Below are 22,549 nucleotides of genomic sequence, written 5' to 3'. Positions count from 1 at the left end.
CGAGACCGGTGCGCATCGTCGACACCGTGGCATTCGTGGCGCCACCACGGGTCGGACCGGAGCCGAGCGGGCACCGACGGGTCAAACGGTGCGCACGCAATGTCCGGGGCGGCTCGGACAGCCCGGGACCGGTCAGCCCGGCAACCGGGCGGCCGCCTCCTGGTCGAGCAGCCAGAGGGTCTCCTCGGTGCCCTGGGCGTGACCGGCGGGGACGTTCTTCGATCCGGATGTTGCCCAGCCCACGGCGTCGGCCTTGTCCGCGCCGGAGACGGTGAACCAGACCGCTGCCGACCGGTTGATCGCCGGGTGGGTGAGGCTGATCCGCAGCGGCGGGGGCTTGGGGGAGTCGCGGACCGCGATCACGTCGGTCGACGCGGCCAGCGAGCCCTGGAACGACGGATGGTCGGGGAAGACCGAGGCGACGTGGCCGTCCGGACCCATGCCGAGCAGGCAGATGTCGAAGCTGATGTCGCCGAGCTCGTCGGCGTAGGCGGCGGCCGCCGCGTCCAGGTCGACCGAACCGTCGTCGGCCGGCATCCGGTGGATGTTGGCCTCGACCAGCGGCAACGCCGGGATCAGCGACTCCAGCGCGCCGCGGTCGTTGCGGTCCTCGGAATCGGCGGCGACGAAGCGTTCGTCACCCCACCACAGTTCCACCCGAGACCAGTCGACGGCGGAGCCGGGCCCGTCGACAGCCAACCGCTGGTAGGCGCGGGTCGCGATCCGGCCACCGGTCAGCGCCAACTGCGCGTTGCGTTCCGGATGGTCCCGCTGCACCGCGGTCAGCGCCGTGATCAGCCGCTCGGCGATGGCCTCGGCGACCGCGTCGCCGTCGGCCAGCACCGCGAACTCGGTGCTCATCGGGCCGCCTTCCGCGCCGACTTCTTGGCGGGTCCCGAGCTTGTCGACGGACGGGTACGGGAGCCGGCACCCTTCTTGGCTGTGGCCTTCTTGGTCGCGTTCTTCTTCGCCGTGCTCTTCGTGGCCGCGACCTTCTTGGTTGCGGTCCTCTTCACCGCCGTGGGTTTCGCTCCGCCGACCGGCTCAGAAGTCTTTCGCGTCGCCGAGGTCTTCCTCGCCGTCGACCGCTTGGCGAAGGTGCGCAAGGCCTGCTCGTAGACCACGTCGTGGTCCATCCGACGCAGTTCCTCGGCGATCAGTTCTGACGTCGGTCGACGCTTCAACGCCACCATCCGATCCGGCTGACCCGGTACCGAATAGGAGGCGACCAGGCCGTCGGCGCGGGTGATCGCGATGTCGCCGGCGGCGGTGGTCATCCGGACCGCGGTGATCCCGGGACCGGCACTGGTGGTCAGCCTGACGGGCTGCTTGAGCCGGGCCTCCAACCAGCCGGTCAGCAGGTCGGCCGAGGGGCTGCCACGCTCGGACTCGACGTTGATCGCGGTCACCTTGGACGGGAACTGGTCCAGCGCTGCGGCCAGCAGAGTCCGCCAGGAGGTCAGTCGGGTCCAGGCAAGATCGGTGTCACCGGCGGTCAGCCGTTCGGCATGTCGGCGGAGCTCGCGACGCGGCTGAGGGCTTGCCGCCGCGTCAGTGATCCGTCGGTTGGACAGATCGGCCAGCGCAGCGGCGCTCTTGTTGGTCGGCACCGAGCCGGGCCACCAGGCGACGACGGGGGAGTCCGGCAGCAGCAGCGGCCGGATCACCGAGGCGGGGTGATCGGCCAGCGGTCCACGCATCCGGACCACGACCACCTCGCCGGAGGTGCCTTCACCGATCCGCACCTCGGCGTCCAGCGATGCCGTGTGCCGCCCGTTGCCGGTGACCACCAGCAGGATCCGGCACGGATGCTCCCGGCCGGCGGCCATCGCCGCATCCAGTGCGGCCGGGTATTCGTCCTCGGTGGAGACGATGATCAAGGTGAGCACCATCCCCGAGGCGGGACTGCCGGCACTGCGCCGGGCGCTCAGCAGAGCCGACGAGATCTTCGCCGAAGTGGTGTCACTGAGAGTGATGACCATGAAAACGTCCTAGTTCAGAAGTACTGACGGCTAGCGGCCAGGTGACCGATTCGGGGGTCCAAGGGGGTCGTCCCCCTTGCTCTTCGACTACGGCCTGCGCCAGGCGAAGCCGTCGCGGGCAAGCATCTCGTCGGCGCTGGCCGGACCCCAGGTGCCGGCCTCGTAGTCGTCGGGCGGCGTGCCCAGAGACTCCCAATAGTTCAGGATCGGATCGAGGATCTTCCAGGACAGTTCGACCTCCTCGTGCTGCGGGAACAGCGGCGGGTCACCGAGCAGCACGTCCAGCATCAGCCGCTCGTACGCCTCCGGGGACGACTCGGTGAAGGAGCCGCCGTAGGCGAAGTCCATGTTGACCTCGCGGATCTCCATCTGGGTGCCGGGCACCTTGGCCCCGAACCGCAGCGTCACACCCTCGTCCGGCTGGATCCGCAGCACCAGCGCGTTGTAGCCGAGCTCGGCGGTGTCGGTCTCGGCGAACGGCAGATGCGGGGCCTGCTTGAAACCGAGCGCGATCTCGGTCACCCGTCGCGGCATCCGCTTGCCGGCCCGCAGATAGAACGGCACCCCGGCCCAGCGACGGTTGTCGATGTCGACCCGGATCGCGGCGTACGTCTCGGTGGTCGAGTCGGCCGGGATCCGTGGCTCGTCCAGGTAGCCGCCGACCTTCTCCCCGCCGGCCCAGGCCGCGGTGTAGCGGCCGCGGGCGGTGTGCAGGTCGAGTCGCTCCGGCGGTCGGGTGGCGGCCAGCACCTTGGCCTTCTCGGCCCGCAACTGCCGAGCCTCGAACGAGGTCGGCTCCTCCATCGCGGTCAGCGCCAGCAGCTGCAGCAGGTGGTTCTGGATCACGTCCCGGGCCGCACCGATGCCGTCGTAGTAGCCGGCCCGGCCGCCGATCCCGATGTCCTCGGCCATCGTGATCTGGACCTGGTCGACGTAGTTGTTGTTCCAGACCGGCTCGAAGAGCTGGTTGGCGAACCGCAGCGCCAGCAGATTCTGGACGGTCTCCTTGCCCAGGTAGTGGTCGATCCGGAACACCGAGCTGGACGGGTAGGCGGTGGAGACCACCTCGTTCAGCTCCTGCGCCGACTTCAGGTCGTGGCCGAACGGCTTCTCGATCACCACCCGGCTCCACTGCCCGTGGTCCTGAGCGGCCATCCCGTGACTGCGCAGCAGGCCGATCACGGTCGGGAACAGACCCGGCGGGATCGACAGGTAGAACGCGTGATTGCCGCCGGTGCCGCGGGACTCGTCGACCTCACGCAGCACGTCGGCCAGCCGGGCGAACCCGTCGGTATCGAATTCGCCGCTGACGAACCGGATCCCGTCCCGGACCTGCTGCCAGACCTCGTCGCGGAACGGGGTCCGTGCCGACGCCTTGACCGCCGGCAACATCACGTTGTCGGCGAAGTTGTCGTCGGTCCAGTCCCGTCGGCCGAATCCGATCAGCGCGAACCCGGGAGGCAACAGGCCACGGTTGGCCAGGTCGTAGATCGCCGGCATCAACTTCTTCGACGCCAGGTCGCCGGTGACACCGAACATCACCAGGGCGCACGGGCCCGCGATGTGCGGTAGCCGCCGGTCCAGCGGGTCGCGCAGCGGATTGGTACGTGTCGTCTGACTCAACTCAGAACCTCTTCGGGCAGCAAGATCAACAGGGGGTGATCCGTTTCAACAGAACATTAGTGAGCCCGGTACGACTCATCCAACTGGGGGCAACGCCCGTCCGAGGAGTGGAATTCCGCACTGGTGCGCGGTTTTCGGCCGATCCCGCGTCGGCTGAGCCACGAATCCCCGACACTCGGCCGGTCTTCGCGTGTGGTGTCAGGGGTGGGCGGCGATTTCTGGACACTCGGCCGGTTTTCGGGTGTGGTGCCGGCGGCGTACCGTCGATCTGTCGGGTTCGGACCGGTCCGCCGAGTTGCTCGTGGAACGCAACGACCGCACCGAGCCGGGCTCGGTGCGGTCGCGCGGTCAGGCTGTGCCGGGTGGTGATCAGGCCGACTGGGCCGCCTTCAGGGCGGCTTCCACGGTCTGCTCCAGTTCGCCCCAGGAGACGTCGAACTTCTTGACGCCCTCGTCCTCCAGGACCTGGATGACATCGTCGTAGGAGATGTCGAGCGCGGTCAGCGCGTCAAGCACCTGCTGCGCCTGATCGGCGGTGCCGGTGACCTTGTCGCCGTCGATCTCGCCGTGATCGGCGACCGCTTCCAGGGTCTTCTCCGGCATCGTGTTGACGGTGTCGGCGACGACCAACTCGGCCACGTACAGGGTGTCGGGGAGCTCGGGATCCTTGACCCCGGTGGACGCCCACAGCGGACGCTGCACGTTGGCGCCCTTGGCCTCCAACGCCTTCCAGCGATCGGAGGAGAACGCCTTCTGGTACAGCGCGTAGGCCAACCGGGCGTTGGCGATCGCGGCCTTGTCCTTCAGCGCCTTGGCCTCGTCGGTGCCGATCTTGTCCAGCCGCTTGTCGTACTCGACATCGACGCGGGAGACGAAGAACGACGCCACCGAACGGATCGTGGACAGGTCGATGCCGTTGGCTGCGGCCTGTTCCAGCCCCTCGAAGTAGGCGTCGATCACACCCTGGTAGCGCTCCAGACCGAAGATCAACGTGACGTTGACGCTGATCCCTTCGGCGGTCGCCGCGGTGATCGCCGGCAGTCCCGGCTTGGTGGCCGGGATCTTGATCAACACGTTCGGCCGATCAACCGTCGACCACAATTCCTTGGCCTGGTTGATGGTTCCGTCGGTGTCCATCGCCAGTCCGGGCTCGACCTCGATCGAGACCCGGCCGTCGACGCCGTTCGTGGCCTGGTACGTGTCGGTGAACAGGTCGCAGGCATTACGGACGTCGGTGGTGGTGATCTCCCGGATCGCCTCGGCGGTGGTCTTGCCGTCGGCTGCCAACTGCTTGACCTGCTGATCGTAGGCCTCGCCCTTGGACAACGCGGACGCGAAGATCGTCGGGTTGGTGGTCACTCCGACAACGTGCTTGTCCTTGATCAACTTCGCCAGGTTGCCCGAGTCGAGCCGCTCTCGCGACAGGTCGTCGAGCCAGATGGACACACCGGCGTCGGCCAGTGTCTTCAGCGCTTCACTCATCTGCCTTCATCCCTTATCTCATTGGGAAATCGTGGATCGTTGTGGATCTCCATCGGCACCCGAGGTGAGACGCTCGGGGGTCCAAGGGGGTCGCCCCCCTTGCTAGGAAATCGTGGCGCCCGGCTCGTCCAAGGTGTCGGCGGGGCCGGACGGTCCGCTGGTCAGCGGGTGTGTCGGGTTGCCACCGGACTTGGCTGCCGCGATGCTCTCGTTGGCCGCCTCGACCACCTTCGCCGGTGTGAAACCGAACTCCTCGAACAGCACACCCGCCGCGGCCGAGGCACCGAAATGCTCCAGGCTGACGGCCCGACCGGCGTCGCCGATCAGCCCACGCCAACCCAGCGCGATGCCGGCTTCGACCGACACCCGGGCCTTCACGCCGGCCGGCAGCACCGACTCGCGGTACGCCTCGTCCTGTTCGAAGAACCACTCCACACACGGCATCGACACGACCCGTGCCTTGACCCCGTCCGCGGCGAGCTGCTCGGCCGCCTTCACCGCCAACTGCACCTCCGAACCGGTACCGATCAGGATCACCTCCGGATCACCTTCACTGTCCTTCAACACATACCCGCCCTTGGCTGTTCCATCCGCAGCGGCGAAACCGTCGGTGTCCCGCGGGAAGGTGGGCAGTGCCTGCCGGGACAGGATCAGACCGGCCGGACGGTCGGAGTGCTCCAAGATCGTCTTCCAGGCCCAGGCGGTCTCGTTGGCGTCGGCCGGGCGGACCACGTCCAGGCCGGGAATGGCGCGCAGCGCGGTCAGGTGCTCGACGGGCTGGTGGGTCGGGCCGTCCTCGCCGAGCCCGATCGAATCGTGGGTCCAGACGTAGGTGACCGGCAGCTTCATCAGCGACGCCAGCCGGACGCTCGGCCGCATGTAGTCGGAGAAGGTGAGGAAGGTGCCGCCGTAGACCCGGAGCCCGGTGGACACCGCGATCCCGTTCATGATCGCGCCCATCGCGTGCTCGCGGATGCCGAAGTGCAGCACCCGACCGTACGGCGAGCCGGAGAACTTCTTGGACTGCCGGTCCTCGGGCAGGAAGCTGGGCTGGCCGTCCGGGGTGGTGTTGTTCGAACCGGCCAGGTCGGCCGAGCCGCCCCACAGCTCCGGCAGCACCGGCGCGAGCGCGGTCAGCACCTTGCCCGACGCGGCCCGGGACGCGACACCCTTCTCGTCGGCGTCGAAGGTCGGCAGCGCCTTCTCCCAGCCGGGGGTGAGCTCCCGCTTGGTCAGCCGCTCGAACATCGCCTTGCCGTCGGCATTCTTCGAGGCCCAGGCGTCGAACGACTTCTGCCACTCGGCGTGCGCATCCTTACCGCGCTGGACCAGGCCCCGGGTGTGCTCCAGGACGGCCGGGTCGACGTCGAAGGTCTTGCTCGCGTCGAACCCGATGACCTCCTTCAGCGCCTTGACCTCGTCGTCGCCCAGCGACGAACCGTGCGCGGCGCCGGTGCCCTGCTTGCCGGGGGACGGCCACGCGATGATCGTCCGAAGATCGATGAAGCTAGGCCGGTCGGTGACCTCGCGGGCGGCCGCCAGGGCGTCGTTCAGGGCCTTGATGTTCTCGCCGTAGCTCTTGCCGTCGTTGGTCCAGTCGACGGTCTGGACGTGCCAGCCGTACGCCTCGTAGCGCTTCGCGGTGTCCTCGCTGAGGGCGATGTTGGTGTCGTCCTCGATGGAGATCTTGTTGTTGTCGTAGATCAGCGTCAGGTTGCCCAGCCGCTGGGTGCCGGCCAGCGAGGACGCCTCGGAGGAGATGCCCTCCTCGATGTCGCCGTCTGAGGCGATCGAGTAGATCTGGTAGTCGAACGGGCTGGTCCCGGGGGCCGCGTCCGGGTCCAGCAGGCCACGCTGCCGGCGGGCGGCCATCGCCATCCCGACAGCGTTGCCGACGCCCTGACCGAGCGGTCCGGTGGTGACCTCGACGCCTGCGGTGTGACCGTACTCGGGGTGGCCGGGGGTCTTGGAGTCCCAGGTCCGCAGCGACTTCAGGTCGTCCAGCTCCAGACCGAAGCCACCCAGGTAGAACTGGATGTACAGGGTCAGGCAGGAGTGCCCGGCGCTCAGCACGAATCGGTCGCGACCGACCCAGTTGGTGTCCGACGGATCGTGCCGCATCACCTTCTGGAAGAGCAGGTACGCCGCCGGCGCCAGGCTGATCGCCGTCCCGGGATGCCCGGCCTGCGGCCCCTGGACCGCGTCGGCGGCCAGTGCGCGAACGGTGTCGACGGCCTTGGTGTCGAGGTCGGTCCAACCTTCCGGCAGCTGGCTGGGGTCCTTGGCAGTAATTGTGTCAGTCACAGCGAACTCAGGTTCCTTCCGCTTGCTTCTCCCAGGCCGGGCGAGGCGTATCTCTTGTACATAGGGGTGCGCTTTGGGCTTACCCAAACTCCTGCCGAGCCTATCGCTGCCGGGTACGGATGCGTGAGTTGCGGGTGCCGGAGGCGATACGACGCGCTGAACGGTCCAGGGCATGCCCTAGACTTGCATCCGCGCAGCTTTGCTACGACACGGCGTAGGAGTTAGTGTCGGAAGGAACAATCGCGCTCGGTGATGGCAGGGGAACGCTCACAGTGACAAGCATTGACGTGACCGGTTCGGCCGGTGACGCCGCGAGCCCGGCAACACGTCAGGCGACCGATGCCTCGTCCGGTGATCTCGGCCCCGACCATGTCCGGTCCGAACATGTCGGTTCGGGCCAGGGCGGCACGCGGCGCGATCAATCGGATCGGCACCACGGCAGCCGGGTTCGCGATGTCATCAGTGCCTATGTCGCGCTGACCAAGCCGCGGATCATCGAGTTGCTGCTGGTCACCACGGTGCCGGCCATGTTCCTGGCCGCACAGGGCGTCCCGAATCTGGTGTTGGTGCTGCTCACCCTGGTCGGCGGAATCTTCGCCGCGGCCAGCGCCAACGTCTTCAACTGCGTGCTGGACCGCGACATCGACGAGCGGATGCGACGGACCCGTCGGCGCCCGCTGCCGCGGCATGCGGTGAGCTGGCGGACCGCAACCCTGTTCGGTGCGGTGCTCGGCGCGCTGTCCCTGCTCTGGTTCGGCTTCTTCGTCAACTGGCTGTCGGCACTGTTGGCCCTGGGCGCGAACGCGTTCTACGTGCTGATCTACACGATGATCTTGAAGCGGCACACCTCACAGAACATCGTCTGGGGTGGCATCGCCGGCTGCTTCCCGCCACTGATCGGTTGGACCGCGGTGACCGGCGAGCTGGCGTTGGCGCCGTTCGTGCTGTTCATGGTCGTCTTCTTCTGGACCCCGCCGCACACCTGGTCGCTGGCGATGCGCTACCGCGAGGACTACGCAGCGGCCGACGTGCCGATGCTGCCGGTGATCATGGGGCCGGTCGGCGTGACCAAGCGGATCCTGATCTACTCCGTGCTGACCGTCGCCACCTCGCTGGCGCTCTGGCCGATCGCCGACACGGGACTGCTCTATCCGATCGTCGCCGGCGCCTGCGGCATCGCGCTGCTGGTCGAATCGGTCCGATTGCTGGGCCGCGCCCGGGCCGGGCTGAGCGATGCCCTGATGAAGCCGATGAGGCTCTTCCACTGGTCCAACTCCTACCTGGCCCTGATCTTCGTCGCTGCCGCGGTCGACCCGCTGCTCCCGTTCTGACCGCTGAGGGGATGCCGCTCCCCGTCGGCCGGACCGGCGCCGGATCGGGTCATTCGACCTGACGGGGAGCCGATTGTTCTCAGGTTGTGCCCATCAGGAGGGTCGCGGTGACCCGCGAAGTCGGCCATGCTGCGGTGATGAGCGCAAATCTGTTCGATGCCGCGCCGCTGCCCGGACTGGACGGTGCGAGGACGGTCCCGATCGCCGATTACGGCTTCCTCAGCGACGGCGAGGTGTGTGCCCTGGTCGCGCCGGGCGGTTCGGTCGACTGGATGTGCGTGCCCCGGTTCGATGCCCCGAGCGTCTTCGGCGCCCTCCTGGGCCGGCAGGCGGGTTCGTACGGGTTCGCACCGATCGAGGTGTCGGTGCCGGTCGCCCGCCGCTATCTGCCCGGCACGATGATCCTGGAGACCAGCTGGGGCACCCCGACCGGCTGGGTGATCGTCCGCGATGCGCTGCTGATCGGCCCATGGCATCACTCGGAGGACCGGTCCAAGACCTACAGCCGGACACCGACCGACTACGAGGCCGAACACATCCTGCTACGCACCGTCCGCTGCGTGAACGGCGAGGTCCAGATGGTGATGGACTGCGAACCGTCGTTCGACTACGGCCGCAGCGGCGGCAGCTGGGAGTACACCGAGGAGGGCTACCACCAGGCCCGGTGCACCGCACCCGACGGCGAACTCGAGCTGTATCTGACCTCCGACATGCGACTCGGTTTCGAGGGCGGCCAGGCTTCGTCCCGCACCCTGCTCAAGGAAGGCGATCTGCACTTCGTCGCGCTGTCCTGGGGTGGAGCACCACCGCCGCGCGACTATGCCGACGCCTACAGCCGGCAGGTGTGGACCGCGCACCATTGGCAGCATTGGCTGGCCCGGGGCAACTTCCCCGATCATCCGTGGCGGAGCTATCTGCAGCGCAGCGCGCTGACGCTGAAGGGCCTGACCTACGCCCCGAGCGGCGCGATCCTGGCAGCCGGTACCACCTCGTTGCCCGAATCCTTGGGCGGTGAGCGCAACTACGACTACCGCTACACCTGGATTCGCGACGCCACCTTCGCGCTGTGGGGGATGTTCTCGCTCGGCTACGACTGGGAGGCGGTGGACTTCTTCTCCTTCATCGCCGACCTCGCCGACGGTGACGAACCGCTGCAGATCATGTACGGCATCGGCGGCGAGAAGGACCTGCCCGAATCCGAGCTTGATCATCTTCCCGGCTACGCCTCGTCCCGGCCGGTGCGGATCGGCAACGCGGCCTACCGGCAGCAGCAGCACGACGTCTGGGGTGCGCTGCTGGACTCGGTCTATCTGCACTCCAAGGTGACCAATCATCTGGACAACCGGATCTGGAGCATCTGTGAGAAGCAGGTGCAGGAGGCTCTGGAGCACTGGAGGGAACCGGACGCCGGGATCTGGGAGGTGCGCGGTCCGCTGCAGCACTTCACCTCGTCCAAGATCATGTGCTGGGTCGCCGCCGATCGCGGCGCGCTGCTCGCCGAGGCCTACTCCGAACACGAACGGGCCAAGCAATGGCGGGAAGCGGCCGAGGAGATCAAGGCCGACATCCTGGCCAACGGCGTCGACTCCCGCGGCGTGTTCACCCAGCACTACGACACCGACGCCCTGGACGCCTCGCTGCTGCTGGCACCGTTGCTGCGTTTCCTGCCGCCGGATGACGAACGGATCCGCAACACCGTGTTGGCGATCGCCGACGAGCTCAGCGTGCACGATCTGGTGCTGCGCTATCAGGTGCACGAGACCGACGACGGATTCGCCGGTGAGGAGGGCACCTTCACGATCTGTTCGTTCTGGCTGGTGTCGGCGCTGTGCGAGATCGGCGAATTCCAACGGGCGCACAAGCTGTGTGCCAAGCTGCTCGCCGCCGCCGGTCCGCTGGAACTGTACGGCGAGGAGCTCGACCCGCGGACCGGCCGCCATCTGGGCAACTTCCCGCAGGCGTTCACCCACCTGGCGCTGATCAACGCGGTGATGCATGTGATCCGGATGGAGGAGGAGCGCGGCGGGGTGGACGGCAATCGGCAACAGCGCGGCCGACAGGCCACCCGGGCCGCCGATGACGAACCGCTCGCGACGCGTCCGACAGGTCGCACCGACCAGCCTCCGAGCAATCCGACGGCCAGTACGGGATAATTCGTCTCAACCGACAGGGAAGGCACCCGGTGGTTCACTCGATCGAGTTGTTGCTGGACGACGAGGCCGAAGCCGCGATCCGGCGGCAATGGCGGCTGCTCGCAGACGCCGGGTTGCCCAGTGAACATCGACCACCGCAGGGTGGCGGGCCGCGACGGCCGCACGTCACCTTGGTAGCGGCCGAACAGATCCCCGCCCAGATCGCGACCGGGCTCGGGCCGGTGGTCAGTGAGGCGCTGCCGATTCCGCTGGTGATCGGCGTACCGATGGTCTTCGGCACGGCGAAGGTCGGCCGACCCGGTCTGATCCTGGTCCGCCAGGTGCACCCGACGGTGCCGTTGCTGGAACTCCAACAGCAGGTACGGCGGAACAGCCCGCCGGCGGTCGATGATCATTTCAATGCCGGTCGGTGGGCGCCGCACGTGACGCTGGCGCACCGGCTGCGGCCCGATCAGATCTCGGTCGCGCTGCAACTGTTGGCCCGTACCGGCGCATCGAACGGCGCACCCCGCGAGATCGAGGCCCAGGCGGTCGGCTGCCGATGGTGGCAGGGGGACGTGAAGCAGGCCCGGAACCTCGTCTGAGCCCCGATCCGCCGATGTTCCCGGATGGGGTCGCGCAATAGCGGCACATCGCTGGATCGAGGCTGAGCCGTCCGGGCTCGGGTCAGCCTCGGTGCGGCCCGCGGAGCGAGCAGAACAGGTTGGAGGCACAGGCGATGGTGCCTGCTGCACCCAGCAGATGCAGCTCGACGACACCGATCGGCAGGCCGTTGAAATACTGCACGAAGCCGATGATGCCCTGAGCGATCTCGACGGCCAACAGCAACAGTGCCGGCCGGTGGCCGCGGAGCATGATCACCAGCAGCACGGTGGCGGCGACCAACGCGTACACCGCCGTTGCGTGCAGATGGCTGATCACCACCGGGTCCAGCCCGGTCCGGTGGGCGTTGACGTCGCCGGCGTGTGGTCCGGATCCGGTGACCACGGTGCCCAGACAGACGACCAGCCAGGACAGTGCGAAGATCACCGCCGACAGGGCCCGGGCCGGACCGGAGACCGTACGGCGTGGCGCCGGCCAGGTCAGTCGGACCAGCCAGGCCGAGAGTGCGACCAGCACCATCGAGTTCAGCATGTGCAGGGCGACGACGTACGGGTTGAGCCCGGTGTGCACGGTGATGCCGCCGATCACGCCCTGGAAGGGGATACCGAACCCCATCCCGAAGGTCAGCCAGCGCAGCTTACGGTCCGGGGTTCCGTCGGGTCGGCGGTACAACAACGTGGCGATCCAGGTGATCAACGCGATCACGATCAGGACGAAGGTCAGGGTCCGGTTGCCGAACTCGATCACGCCATGGATGCCGAGCGCCTGGTGCGGGGTGTAGGAGCCGGGTGTGCACTGCGGCCAGGTCGGACAGCCGAGTCCGGAGTCGGTCAGCCTGACCAACCCACCGGTCAGAATGATCACGATGTTCATCACCAGCGATGCGACGCCGAGCCGACGCAGCCAGCGCGGGCTGCCCAGGCCACCGAGTGGAGCCGGTGGTCGCAGATCGGTCAGGGAACCCATCGGAAAGCCTTCCTGGCAAGGAGAATGAACACTGCCGCCCAGATCGCGAGCACCAACAACGGCCAGCCGGTCGCGGTGCCCGCAGCTGCGGCCCGGAGTTCCTCACCCAAGGCACCGGTGGGCAGCAGTCGGACGACCACCGCCAACGCTCCGGGGAACCGTTCGGCCGGGATGACCAGGCCACCGCCGACCAGCAGGATCACGTAGATCACGTTGGCCAGCGCCAGCGTCGCCTCGGCCCGCAACCGACCGGCCAGCAACAGCGCGAACGCGACGAAGGCGATGATCGCGATCACCACGGCCGCGACCGCCAGCAGCACGGTCGGCGCGGTGAACGCGGGATGCCAGCCGAGCAGCAAGGCCACCACGGTCAAGATCACCAGCTGGCCGAGCACGATGATCACCACCGCCATCGCCTTACCGGTCAGCAGTCCGGACCGACCCAGCGGGGTGGTGGCCAGCCGTTCCAGCACGCCGTAGCGTCGCTCGAATCCGGTAGCGATCGCGATCGAGGTGAACGCCGACGACCACACTGCCAGCGCCAGCACCGACGCCGGGAGTTGATCACCGAGCAGCCGGGTGCCGATGAAGCGTGCAGCCACCAGGATCGCCACCGGGATGATCAACGCCAACAACAGCTGCTCACCGTTGCGGACCAACAGCTTGGTCTCGGTCAGTCCGTGCGCCAGCACTCGCCGACCCGCCGGTGCCGCCCCACCTGCAGGAGTGAAGTCGAGCCCCGCGTCCTGAACCACCGCAGGGTCCTGAGCCTGTCGAAGGATCGGTTCCCGCTGGCCGCCGCTCATCCGCCCAACCCCGCATGGGTGTTGGCCAGGAAGACGTCCTCCAGGCTGCTGCCGTCGGCGGTGAGCTCGGTGACGGTGCCGGAGACCGCCACCCGGCCCCGGTCGACGATGTGGATCAGGTCCGACAGGGCGGCCGCCTCCTCCATGGCGTGGGTGGTCAGCACCAGGCTGACGCCGGCCGTCCGCAACTCGCGGAGCAGCTCCCAGGTGGCTCGACGGGCATGCGGATCCATCCCGGCGGTGGGTTCGTCCAGGAACACCAGTTCGGGTCGCCCGATCAGCGCCCCCGCCAGGTTGACGGCCTGTTGCTGGCCGCCGGACAACCGCCGGTAGGGCGTCTTGGCCAGCGGATGCAGCCCGAGCCGGTCGGCCAGCGCGTCCACCGGCAGCGGTCGTGCGTACAGCGACGCCAGATAGCGCAGCAGTTCCAGTGGACGGATGCCGGACCAGGCTCCGGTGCTCTGTGGCATCATGCCGACGCGTGCGGCGGCCGCCGTGCCTCCCGGCTCGGTGCCGAGCACCGAGACGCTGCCGCGCGTCGGCCGGATCAGGCCGGTGCAACAGCGGATCAGGGTGGTCTTGCCGGCGCCGTTCGGGCCGAGGATGCTGGTCAGAGCGGATCGAGCTGCGGTCAGCGAGAGGTCGTCGAGCACCGGGTGGCCGCCGAGATCGACGCCCAGCCCGGTCACCTCGAGGGCAGGACGCAGACCTTGCACGCAGGCGAGTCTAATCCGGACGGCGGCGGTGTACTACACGCGGTCGTATTCCCGGCGTCGCCGTCCGCTGACCCGACACCTTTGCTGCCGGAGGACGGCCGGGCGCGAACCGAGGAACAGGGGATGCTGTCCTGGCTGGCGACGATCGGCACGACGCCGGTTTCTGCGGCTGCGGGCGACCGGCCCCGAGAACCGGACCCGATGGCGCGACAGCGGGCCGCCGATCGGTCAGGATGGGTGCATGGAGCTGCCCGTGATGCCGCCGGTGAAACCGATGCTGGCCAAGTCGACGAAGACCATCCCGACCGGCGAACTGACCTACGAGCCGAAGTGGGACGGATTCCGTTCGATCATCTTCCGCGACGGCGACGAGGTCGAGATCGGCAGCCGTAACGAGCGTCCGATGACTCGCTACTTCCCGGAACTGGTCGAAGCCTTCCGCCGGCTGCTACCCCCGCGCTGTGTGATCGACGGGGAGCTGATCCTGGTCAGCGCGTCGGGTGACCGACTGGACTTCGAGGCGCTGCAACAACGGATCCATCCGGCGGCGAGCCGGGTCACGATGCTGTCCGAGACCACTCCGGCACGATTCGTCGCCTTCGATCTGCTGGCGCTGGGCGACGAGGACTACACCGGTCGGCCCTACGCCGAACGACGTGCCGCACTCGCCGAGGCGCTGGCCGACGTGCCCGAGCCGATCCATCTCACGCCGGTCACCACCGATCCCGCCGTCGCCGAGCAGTGGTTCACCGAATTCGAGGGGGCCGGGCTGGACGGCATCGTTGCCAAGCCGCAGGGCGGTGCCTACCAGCCGGACAAGCGGGTGATGTTCAAGATCAAACACGAACGCACCGCGGACTGCGTGGTCGCCGGTTATCGGGTGCACAAGAGCGGCCCGGACGCGATCGGCTCGCTGCTGCTCGGCCTCTACGATCGGGACGGCCGCTACGGCGAGGCCGGCAATCTGCTGTCGGTCGGCGTGATCGGCGCCTTTCCGCTGGCTCGCCGCAAGGAACTGTTCACCGAGCTGCAGCCCTGGGTGACCTCGTTCGATGATCATCCCTGGGCCTGGGCGAAGCAGCTGGAGGGCAATCGGACCCCACGCAACAGCGAGGGGAGTCGCTGGAGTGCGGGCAAGGACCTGTCGTTCGTCCCGCTTCGGCCCGAACGCGTGGTGGAGGTCCGCTACGAACACATGGAGGGAAACCGCTTCCGGCACACCGCCCAGTTCAACCGCTGGCGCCCGGACCGGACCCCGGAGTCCTGCAGCTACGAACAACTCGACGAGCCGGTCAACTTCGATCTGGCAGCCATCCTGGGCTGACCGGCGTCGTACGCGGCGTCGGTCAGAGGTCGAGCGGGCCCTCCACCACCAGCGCCCACAGCCCGGCTGTTGTCCTCGTCTCGTGCTGCTCGCCGTCGGTCCAGGCCGCGGCGCGGCCGGGGGCGATCGAGGACTGCGCACCGTCCGAGCCGGTCACCAGAGCGTCGCCCTGCAGCGGAATCAGCAACTGGTCCTGAACCGCCGGATGCCGACCGACGACGCCGCCGGGGGCGAGGCGCAGTTGACTGATCCGCGTCGGCCCGGCCGCGGCAGTGATCTTGCCGATCATGAAGCCGTTGCTGTCGAATCGGTGGACAGGGTGCAGCTCGGCGGTGCCGAGGTCGAGGATTCGCACACGTGATCATGGCACGGCGCTCGGCCGGCCTCGGCACGGCCGGCGCGCTACGGTGACCGGTCGATCGTCGGGACTGCCCGTCGCTCGGCAGCGACCAGCCTTCGTTCCTGCGAGTTGAGCAGCACGGTGAAGCGATCGCGGCCGCCGTGCAGGTCGTCGAGGTAGTCGTACAACGCCATCAGCGAGACGCCGAGGCCGGCCTGCCAGTCGCCCGACCGGGACAGCCGTCGCGCCAGCCCGCGACCGTCGGCGACGGAGACCGCGGCGTTGATCGGCTGGTCCAGCCGCACCACCGGGTCGGGACCGGAGTCCGATTGCACTCGGGCCCTGGTGATCGCGGCTGCCATCGTCTCGCGCTCCGGCGGACTGAGCAGACGGTCGAAGCCCGCCGGGCCGGACAACTCGTCCAGATAGTCACACAACGCGGCGAACAGTTCGATGCCGTCCTGCTCGTCGTCGCTGCGTGCGAGACGTCGCAGCCGTTGGATCTCCGTACGGACCCGGATCACCGGCACGCCGGCCAGTCCGGGATCGTGGTCGACGTGGGGTGAGGTCATGAGGCTCTCCCGGTGGGCTGGGCGACGGAACGGACCGCCGGCCGGCGCGCCGACAGGGTGCGGGCGACCGGCGGCTGCACGGCGTGCAGATCGGTGACCGGCCGGACCGACTTGGCTGCCGGCCTCTTCGTGGCTGCGCCGGCCGTGGCAGACGACTTCGACGCGGTCTTCGCGGCGGAGCTCGACTTCTGGTTGTTGATCTTGGTCCTGCTGGTCTTCGTGGTGCTGGTCTTGCTGGCGCTGGGCTTGCTCCGGCTCGGCTTGGTGTTGCTCATCGTGACCGTGCGGTTGCCCGTCGCCTGTGCTGACTTCTTGGCTGTCGACTTCTTGGCTGTCGACTTCTTGGCTGTCGACTTCTTGGCTGTCGACTTCTTGACAGGGGACTTCTCGACAGGGGACTTCTCGACAGGGGACTTCTCGACAGGGGACTTCTCGACAGGGGACTTCTCGACAGGGGACTTCTTGGCTGTCGACGTCTTCGCTGCTGCCTTCTCGGCGGCCGACTTCTCCGCAGCGTCGCTCTTGGCCGTCGGCTCTGCAGCACCGTCCTTCTTCACTGAGGCCGCCTTGGCGGGGCTCTTGTCGGTCGGGGACTTCTTGGCGGGCGACTTGTCGCCAGCTTCCTTCGTAACGGGATCCTTCGTAGCCGCATCCTTCGTAGCGGGATCCTTCGTAGCCGCATCCTTCGTAGCGGGGGACTTGCCGTCGGCGTCCTTCTCGGTCGCGTTGTCGTCGGGGGTGGACAGTGACGGCCGGCTGCCGGTGTGATCGGTGATCCACTGCTGCAATCCGGGGTCGGCGACGACGAGTGTGCCCTCGGACTCCCGGACGAAGCCGGCACCGATCAACTCGTTGCGAGCAGCATCGCGCTCGGCCCATTCGTCGGCATCGATTCCCGTGTTGAGGTCGGCGATGCTGCCGCCGGTCGGGTCGGCAGCGGCGTCGGCCAGGATCGCCTTGGCCCGACCGGTGAGGTTGTTCCAGCCGGCGTTGTAGATCCAGGCGTCGTCGTGCCGCAGCCGGGTGATCGCGGCGGTTGCGGTGTCGGTCGTCACGCCGTGCGGACCGGTCGCGAGATCGGTGGCCTGGTCGGCGAGGCGGAGCAGCCGGCCGGGATCGCCGTTGGCTTCGGCAACCAGCCGGTCCGCGGCATCGGGCAGGACGGCCGCGCCGCTGCGAGCGATCCGAGCCGTCAGCGCGGGGCGCAACTCGGCGTCGGGGACCGGCCCGCAGTTGCGGACGTCGTAACAATGGGCGGCGCCGGATGCCAGCCCCTCCGGCATCGCCGCGACCAGCAGCTTGTCCAAAGCCGGTTGGGAAGCTGCCACGGTCAGATTGACCGGACGCTCACTGCCGTCGAGGTGGGTCGCGAGTTCGTTGATCGCGGCAAGATCGCCCTCCTGAGCCCGATCGAGGCTGTCGATCAGGACCATCACCTGTTTGCCCCGGTCGGCGGCGAGGTCGCCGAGTCGGTCGGCGAGATCGTTCATCGAGGAGGTGGGCCGTTCGAACTGTTGATCACGGCCGCGGGTGAAGGCGATCCGCAGCGGTGGCCACCAGGAGAGCGATCCGGAGATGGCGTGCTGGATGTCGAAGCGGTTGGACAACATCGTGTCCAGCGTCTTGTACAGCCGATTCAACAGTCTGTTCGCCCCGACCGGGGTCTCGCGTTTGAGCTGCTCCAACTGGTCGCCGATCGCGCGGGTCATCCTGCTCTGCAAGGGTTCCCGGGAGCTGGCGTCGATCCTGATCACCAGGTCCCCGGCAGCCCGCGCTTGCTCGGCCGCGTGCCGCAGCACGAACGACTTCCCACTGCCCGGCGCGCCGGTGAAGATCACCGAACGCGCGTTCGCCGGCCGATCGCGCAGATAGATCGAACGGCCGTACTCGTCGGCCCTGTTGATCACGAAGTCGTCCATCGCCACCCCTGTCCTCGCATCGCGTGCCGCTCTGGCCCGCCGGCACCTTTGCCGTCGATGCTAAGAAGATCTCGCCGCTGCTCGGCCGAGTTATCCACAGCTATCTCCCATGGTCCCGGGCTCGACGATCGGTCCTGGGCGGACCAGAGATCGGCAATCGGCCGGGCCGACGACTCGGGCCCGGTCCGTCCGGCAAGCTCTGGTCTGGACTGTTGGGATCGCGAATCGGTTCGCTGATTCACGATCCGAACTTTGTATCGGACGATGCCGCGGTGGTCGTGGCGGCCGGGGGAGGCGTCCGGGTGAAGCGGATGGTTGCCGCCCCGACGCCGGCGACGATGATCACGGCGGCTGCCGCGTAGAAGAACGGCGCAGCCCCGGCCGCCGCGACCACCGCTCCGGAGGCGGCGAAGACGATCGGACTGACCCCGAGGGTGAGCAGTGCCAGCAGTGCGGTGACCCGTCCGAGCAGATCAGGCGGAGTGGCTTGTTGGATCTCTCCGTGGCAACTGATCATGGTCACCGCAGTACTGACCCCGAGCAGCGCGCCGATGATGATCGCCGACCAGGTTGCGGTCGCAGCGGTCAGCGCCACCAGCAGGCCGGCGGTGACGGCGATCGCTGCCAGCACCGTCGGCTTGCTCAGCAATCGCGACGGGGCGACGGCGCAGAGCAGACCGGTGATCAGTGCGCCGATGCTGAAGGCCGACAGCACCCCGCCCGCCGCGGTCGCGGGCCAGTGCCGTTCCTGGACCAACAGGATGACGCCCACCAGCACCGGACCCGAGAACGGGATGTCGGTCAATGCGGTCACCAGCACCAGCCGTCCGAGGCCGTGACGGCGGAGTCGGGCGAGCGTCATCCGGATGCCGGCACGACTGATCCGGCGGCTGTCCTGTGTCGCCGCAGGCGCTGCGTCGGCGCGCGGCCGCAGCCGCACCGACACCAGCAGGCCGACCGACACCGCGAACAGCACGGCGATCGCGGCGAATGCGTGTGCCGCACCGAACGAGATCAGCACCGCTCCGGCGGTCGGGCCGATGATGTTGCTCACCCGGACACCGCTGATCCGCCAGGCCTGCAGGCGTTTGAGGTCGCCGGGACCCACCAGTCCGGCCGGCATCGCGCCGACCGCCGGCATGAAGATCGCGTCGATCACGCCGAAGATCGCGGCGACACCGAGCAACCACCACGGCAACAGGCCGAGCAGGATGCCGAGTGTCGCCGCCACCAGCATCGCCAGGCAACGGCCGAGGTCACTGCCGATCGCCAGCCGACGTGGATCCACCCGGTCGGCGAGGACGCCACCGGGCAACATCAGGATCACCCGAGGGACGGCGCCGGCCGCCAGGATCAGGCCGGACCATTGTGGACCACCGGACTCTGCCGCTGCCCAGGTGAGCACGACATAGAACGTGGCGTCACCGGCGACGGCGCAGGTGTAGGCGACAACCCAGCGGGCGGCGTTCGTCCGGCCGAAAGCGGCAGCGGTCATGATCGCGGATACAACTGCAGGTGGGCGGCAACCCGGCGAGCGTCGTCGGAGTCCGCGCAGGGGTGGTCGCGATAGCGATCGATGACGGCGAGCAACTCTTGCTTCAGCTCCTCGGTCGCCGTCGCCGTCAGTGACAGTTCGCTGTCGAAGAAGGTGGTTGCATCCAGCCAATCCTGCGGTGACGCGGCGACGGTCGAGGCGATCCGCTGCAGTTCGTCGGCCTTCGACAGCACGACGGCCTGCAGATACTCCCGGGACAGTTGATCATGATCATGGTGCCGGGCGGTCTCGAACTGGGTGAACGCCTCGGCGGCACGCCACCACCGTTCGCGCCGGGTGCCGCGCTCGACGTCCTCGACGATCTGGCCACCCTCGGCAAGCCGGCGGAGGTGGTAGCTGATCGCGCCGGAATCGATGGCGAACTCCCGGCCCAGTGCCCGGGCTGTCGCCGGCCCGTCACTGCGCAGTCTGCGGAGCAGTGCCAGCCGGGTCGGGTGGGACAGCACGCGCAGCTGTGCCGTGGTCGGTTCCGGCGAGATCATTCAACAAATCTAGGGGTTGCGAACAGTTCTTCGCAACTGAATGGCGGGTCGCAGCAGCTGCCGCGATTCCCGGACACTCGGTCGAATGTCGGGCGGCGTACGGCGGTGGAGGCCGTGATATCTGGACTCTCGGCCGATCTTCGGGAAGGGGTTCCGGGGGCCGGCCGATCTCCGCGATGCCCGGTCAACCGGGCGTCGCAGGAGTCGGGCGAGGGTGGTCGATTCTCAGGTCGTGACGGCCGCCGAACGACCGAACTGCCGGACGAAGAAGCGCGCCGCCTCATCGGCCACGTAGCTCGGCAGTTCGTGATGCCCGCCAGTGGTGGCCAGCAGCGACTTCTCCGTCGAACCGAACGCGTCGAACAGGTCCAGGCCGGTCTGCCGGTCGATCTCGTGATCATCCCAGGGCAGCAGGAACCTGATCGGGATGGTGATCATCCGGGCCGCCGCCATCAGAACGTCGTAGACGAACACCCCGCCGACGACGGCGGCGCTGATCCGCGGTTCGACGGTGATCAGCGGCAACCCGATCGCCGAGGCCAACGTCATGCCGCTGTACCCGATCGGTGCATCGGGTCCGATCTCCGGCAGTTCCTGCAGTGCGTCGATGGTGGCCCGCCATTCTCCGATCGCCCGCTCGGCGAGTGATCCGTTGTACTCGGCGATGATCGGTCCCATCGGTCGCCCCGATTCCCGGGCCTGCAGCATCTTCGCGACCCATTGCTGATCGCGGACCGAGCGCGGTCGTTCACCGTGTCCGGGGGAGTCGATGGCCGCCACCGAGAACCCGTACCGGGCGACGTACCGTCGGGCCCGCGCCACCAGGTCGGGGGATCTCTTGTGCAGACCACCGCCGTGGCCCATCAGGACCAGCGGAGCCGGTGCCGTCACCGTGGTCGGTGTCCAGAGCACACCGGGTACCTCGCCCAGGATGAAACTGCGTTCGGTGACGCCGTCGGAGATCGTGTGTTCGAGAGTCTTCATGATCGTGCCTTTCTTCGGGATGCCTGTGTTTCGGGCGCTCCCGGCGACGGCTACGTCACTCGCACGACCGTGAACGTGAGAGGAGCACCCAGAGGGTTACGGCCTGCATGGGTTCCACCTCCTCTCCTGAACGTCACGGCATTCGAACAGTATCGGTGACCCGCTGGATGCGGTCGGCTTTTCAGCCTCACCACAGCTCACCTGCGCTCCGTACGATCGGGGCACCGGTAGCGGGTGCTGCCCGGTGCCCTGTGCAGCAGGCCGCGGTCGACCAGACCTCGACGGATCTCTGCCGGATCGTCATGCACAGCAGCGATCCGAGCGTTCACGCCAGCCTCGGTCATCGTCTCGCCGGGGGTGAACAGCTCCGCCAGAGCGTCGTAGAGTTCGTCGAGCAGCACCGGCTCGGTCGGCATCCGGGTGAAGCGTCCCGATTGCACGAACGCCGCCAGGCGCGGTCTCGTCCGCGGCGTGTCCAGCAGCGGGCTGTCGGCGACCAGCTGGCCGACGACCAGATCTCGATGATCATGGTCCAATGCCAGCTCGCCGGCGCGGCGCCGCAGCACACCCAGGGCCTCCAGTCGGCTGACCGTCGTCCAGAATTCCTTGATCGACAACGCCGACCCGTCGCGTACCAGATCGGCGGCGCGCATCCGACCCGGGCCGGATGGCAGCTGGGCGATCACGGCCGCACTGGCCGGCCGACACAGCTCATGCAGCAATCGGGCTGCCCGATGGCGCAGCACGAGATCGGGTGCGGTCGTCATCGGCCGACCTCCGCCGAAGCTCGAACACCGCGATCGCCGGCAACGAAGCGGGGCAGCCAGATCTCTTCCCAGGCAGGGAGTTCGTCACGTTGATGATCATCGCGGACCGGCGGCTCCGAACAGACCCAGTAGCGACCGTCCCGGCGCTGCAGATATCCCAGACCGACCAGTTCGCGCCGTACGGTGGCAAAGTCGGGGTGGATCTCTCCCAGCAGCCTGCTGATCTGCTGCTCGGTGTAGAGCTGCCCGGGATGTACCCGGGACAAAACCTCCAGCAGGACGGCCGCCCGGATCTTGCGCCGACTCGGAATCGCCCGCAGCCGACCATCGACGAACCAGCGTTGCACGATGAGGCGCTGCTGGCGGGCGGCATCCATCCGGGACCGGGCGACCGCGGTGCGAGCCGCCTGGGTCGGCACCCGAGGAGAGGGGATTGCTGCCAATGCGGTTCTGGCGGCGGTGTAGTTCTCCCCGGTGTGCCGCATCCGGGCTCGGACGACGGCCTTGAAATCCTTGTTCCTGGTCACTGTCGGGACACTCCGATCGCACGTCCGCCCCCAGCGCGTGTGCGTCGACGTGGACGACAAAGATCACACCCGAGGATCTGCTCCCCTTCGCCGTCGGTGCGGATGCTGGGGAC

20 protein-coding genes are annotated in these 22,549 nt (G+C 68.0%); 4 read left to right on the top strand and 16 right to left on the bottom strand.

Features of this window, described 5'->3' with window-relative positions; translation table 11 throughout:
- Nucleotides 1–132: 132 nt before the first annotated feature.
- The 5 genes from pgl to tkt form a co-directional block, all read right to left on the bottom strand.
- Entirely contained in the window at nucleotides 133–861 is a 729-nt protein-coding gene (gene pgl / locus BLU38_RS03865; RefSeq protein ID WP_091520143.1) for a 6-phosphogluconolactonase, read from the bottom strand.
- Nucleotides 858–1,982: a glucose-6-phosphate dehydrogenase assembly protein OpcA gene (locus BLU38_RS03860; protein WP_091520139.1), complete on the bottom strand. Its 1,125-nt coding sequence runs from the start codon at nucleotides 1,980–1,982 to the stop codon at nucleotides 858–860. The genes pgl and BLU38_RS03860 overlap by 4 nt, the downstream gene beginning before the upstream one ends.
- An 87-nt stretch (nucleotides 1,983–2,069) precedes the next feature.
- Nucleotides 2,070–3,605, bottom strand: coding sequence for a glucose-6-phosphate dehydrogenase (zwf, locus tag BLU38_RS03855; protein ID WP_091520136.1), 1,536 nt, complete (start codon nucleotides 3,603–3,605; stop codon nucleotides 2,070–2,072).
- Nucleotides 3,606–3,974: 369 nt separating this feature from the next.
- Entirely contained in the window at nucleotides 3,975–5,087 is a 1,113-nt protein-coding gene (gene tal / locus BLU38_RS03850; RefSeq protein ID WP_091520132.1) for a transaldolase, read from the bottom strand.
- Between the two features lie 102 nt (nucleotides 5,088–5,189).
- Nucleotides 5,190–7,391 carry a transketolase gene (gene tkt, locus BLU38_RS03845; RefSeq protein ID WP_231920164.1) on the bottom strand — a complete coding sequence of 734 codons (2,202 nt, stop codon included), beginning with the start codon at nucleotides 7,389–7,391 and terminating at the stop codon, nucleotides 5,190–5,192.
- 224 nt (nucleotides 7,392–7,615) lie between these two features.
- Here tkt and BLU38_RS03840 point away from each other — a divergent pair, with 224 nt between their 5' ends.
- The 3 genes from BLU38_RS03840 to BLU38_RS03830 all read left to right on the top strand — a co-directional run bounded on the left by BLU38_RS03840 (nucleotide 7,616) and on the right by BLU38_RS03830 (nucleotide 11,459).
- Nucleotides 7,616–8,722, top strand: coding sequence for a heme o synthase (locus tag BLU38_RS03840; protein WP_407939643.1), 1,107 nt, complete (start codon nucleotides 7,616–7,618; stop codon nucleotides 8,720–8,722).
- Nucleotides 8,723–8,859: 137 nt separating this feature from the next.
- Nucleotides 8,860–10,875, top strand: a complete 2,016-nt coding sequence (locus BLU38_RS03835; protein ID WP_091531865.1) for a glycoside hydrolase family 15 protein — start codon at nucleotides 8,860–8,862, stop codon at nucleotides 10,873–10,875.
- Nucleotides 10,876–10,904: 29 nt separating this feature from the next.
- Nucleotides 10,905–11,459, top strand: coding sequence for a 2'-5' RNA ligase family protein (locus BLU38_RS03830; protein WP_157683198.1), 555 nt, complete (start codon nucleotides 10,905–10,907; stop codon nucleotides 11,457–11,459).
- An 82-nt stretch (nucleotides 11,460–11,541) separates the two neighbouring features.
- Here BLU38_RS03830 and BLU38_RS03825 read toward each other — a convergent pair whose 3' ends face one another.
- From BLU38_RS03825 to BLU38_RS03815, 3 genes are read right to left on the bottom strand one after another with little or no spacing between them, the layout of a single operon-like run.
- Nucleotides 11,542–12,444 (bottom strand): COX15/CtaA family protein, encoded by a 903-nt coding sequence (locus BLU38_RS03825; RefSeq protein WP_091520118.1) that lies wholly within the window; start codon nucleotides 12,442–12,444, stop codon nucleotides 11,542–11,544.
- On the bottom strand, nucleotides 12,432–13,199 hold the full coding sequence (locus BLU38_RS03820; RefSeq protein ID WP_231920162.1) for an ABC transporter permease: 768 nt from the start codon (nucleotides 13,197–13,199) through the stop codon (nucleotides 12,432–12,434). Before BLU38_RS03820 ends, BLU38_RS03825 begins: the two co-directional genes overlap by 13 nt.
- A 47-nt stretch (nucleotides 13,200–13,246) precedes the next feature.
- Nucleotides 13,247–13,966 (bottom strand): ABC transporter ATP-binding protein, encoded by a 720-nt coding sequence (locus BLU38_RS03815; RefSeq protein WP_172836066.1) that lies wholly within the window; start codon nucleotides 13,964–13,966, stop codon nucleotides 13,247–13,249.
- Between the two features lie 241 nt (nucleotides 13,967–14,207).
- Here BLU38_RS03815 and BLU38_RS03810 point away from each other — a divergent pair, with 241 nt between their 5' ends.
- Nucleotides 14,208–15,290, top strand: a complete 1,083-nt coding sequence (locus tag BLU38_RS03810; RefSeq protein WP_091520107.1) for an ATP-dependent DNA ligase — start codon at nucleotides 14,208–14,210, stop codon at nucleotides 15,288–15,290.
- A 22-nt stretch (nucleotides 15,291–15,312) separates the two neighbouring features.
- On the opposite strand, the gene BLU38_RS03805 is transcribed toward BLU38_RS03810, so the two are convergent.
- The 8 genes from BLU38_RS03805 to BLU38_RS03770 all read right to left on the bottom strand — a co-directional run bounded on the left by BLU38_RS03805 (nucleotide 15,313) and on the right by BLU38_RS03770 (nucleotide 22,436).
- Entirely contained in the window at nucleotides 15,313–15,645 is a 333-nt protein-coding gene (locus tag BLU38_RS03805; protein WP_091520104.1) for a hypothetical protein, read from the bottom strand.
- Nucleotides 15,646–15,692: 47 nt separating this feature from the next.
- Nucleotides 15,693–16,202: a hypothetical protein gene (locus tag BLU38_RS03800; protein ID WP_231920161.1), complete on the bottom strand. Its 510-nt coding sequence runs from the start codon at nucleotides 16,200–16,202 to the stop codon at nucleotides 15,693–15,695.
- On the bottom strand, nucleotides 16,199–18,121 hold the full coding sequence (locus tag BLU38_RS03795; protein ID WP_157683197.1) for an AAA family ATPase: 1,923 nt from the start codon (nucleotides 18,119–18,121) through the stop codon (nucleotides 16,199–16,201). Before BLU38_RS03795 ends, BLU38_RS03800 begins: the two co-directional genes overlap by 4 nt.
- 238 nt (nucleotides 18,122–18,359) lie before the next feature.
- Nucleotides 18,360–19,616, bottom strand: coding sequence for an MFS transporter (locus BLU38_RS03790; RefSeq protein WP_091520098.1), 1,257 nt, complete (start codon nucleotides 19,614–19,616; stop codon nucleotides 18,360–18,362).
- The gene (locus BLU38_RS03785) at nucleotides 19,613–20,158 is read right to left on the bottom strand and encodes a winged helix-turn-helix domain-containing protein (RefSeq protein WP_091520094.1); all 546 of its coding nucleotides are present in this window, start codon (nucleotides 20,156–20,158) and stop codon (nucleotides 19,613–19,615) included. The genes BLU38_RS03790 and BLU38_RS03785 overlap by 4 nt, the downstream gene beginning before the upstream one ends.
- Before the next feature lie 225 nt (nucleotides 20,159–20,383).
- On the bottom strand, nucleotides 20,384–21,142 hold the full coding sequence (locus BLU38_RS03780) for a dienelactone hydrolase family protein (RefSeq protein WP_091520090.1): 759 nt from the start codon (nucleotides 21,140–21,142) through the stop codon (nucleotides 20,384–20,386).
- A gap of 197 nt (nucleotides 21,143–21,339) precedes the next feature.
- A complete protein-coding gene (locus BLU38_RS03775; protein WP_091520085.1) occupies nucleotides 21,340–21,909 on the bottom strand; it encodes a DUF2087 domain-containing protein in 570 nt (189 codons plus the stop codon).
- On the bottom strand, nucleotides 21,906–22,436 hold the full coding sequence (locus tag BLU38_RS03770; protein ID WP_091520082.1) for a DUF2087 domain-containing protein: 531 nt from the start codon (nucleotides 22,434–22,436) through the stop codon (nucleotides 21,906–21,908). Before BLU38_RS03770 ends, BLU38_RS03775 begins: the two co-directional genes overlap by 4 nt.
- Nucleotides 22,437–22,549 lie beyond the last annotated feature (113 nt).

Source organism: Microlunatus soli (assembly GCF_900105385.1).
GTDB classification, from domain to species: domain Bacteria; phylum Actinomycetota; class Actinomycetes; order Propionibacteriales; family Propionibacteriaceae; genus Microlunatus; species Microlunatus soli.
The sequence above is the reverse complement of the archived record's forward strand: the minus strand, read 5'-3'. Positions and strand labels throughout refer to the sequence as shown.

Bases quoted from the DNA above. Each gene is read 5' to 3' on its own strand.
- pgl (WP_091520143.1), bottom strand. From the start codon at position 861: ATGAGCACCGAGTTCGCGGTGCTGGCCGACGGCGACGCGGTCGCCGAG.
- BLU38_RS03860 (WP_091520139.1), bottom strand. From the start codon at position 1,982: ATGGTCATCACTCTCAGTGACACCACTTCGGCGAAGATCTCGTCGGCT.
- tal (WP_091520132.1), bottom strand. From the start codon at position 5,087: ATGAGTGAAGCGCTGAAGACACTGGCCGACGCCGGTGTGTCCATCTGG.
- BLU38_RS03835 (WP_091531865.1), top strand. From the start codon at position 8,860: ATGAGCGCAAATCTGTTCGATGCCGCGCCGCTGCCCGGACTGGACGGT.
- BLU38_RS03825 (WP_091520118.1), bottom strand. From the start codon at position 12,444: ATGGGTTCCCTGACCGATCTGCGACCACCGGCTCCACTCGGTGGCCTG.
- BLU38_RS03810 (WP_091520107.1), top strand. From the start codon at position 14,208: ATGGAGCTGCCCGTGATGCCGCCGGTGAAACCGATGCTGGCCAAGTCG.
- BLU38_RS03800 (WP_231920161.1), bottom strand. From the start codon at position 16,202: ATGACCTCACCCCACGTCGACCACGATCCCGGACTGGCCGGCGTGCCG.
- BLU38_RS03795 (WP_157683197.1), bottom strand. From the start codon at position 18,121: ATGGACGACTTCGTGATCAACAGGGCCGACGAGTACGGCCGTTCGATC.
- BLU38_RS03790 (WP_091520098.1), bottom strand. From the start codon at position 19,616: ATGACCGCTGCCGCTTTCGGCCGGACGAACGCCGCCCGCTGGGTTGTC.
- BLU38_RS03785 (WP_091520094.1), bottom strand. From the start codon at position 20,158: ATGATCTCGCCGGAACCGACCACGGCACAGCTGCGCGTGCTGTCCCAC.
- BLU38_RS03780 (WP_091520090.1), bottom strand. From the start codon at position 21,142: ATGAAGACTCTCGAACACACGATCTCCGACGGCGTCACCGAACGCAGT.
- BLU38_RS03775 (WP_091520085.1), bottom strand. From the start codon at position 21,909: ATGACGACCGCACCCGATCTCGTGCTGCGCCATCGGGCAGCCCGATTG.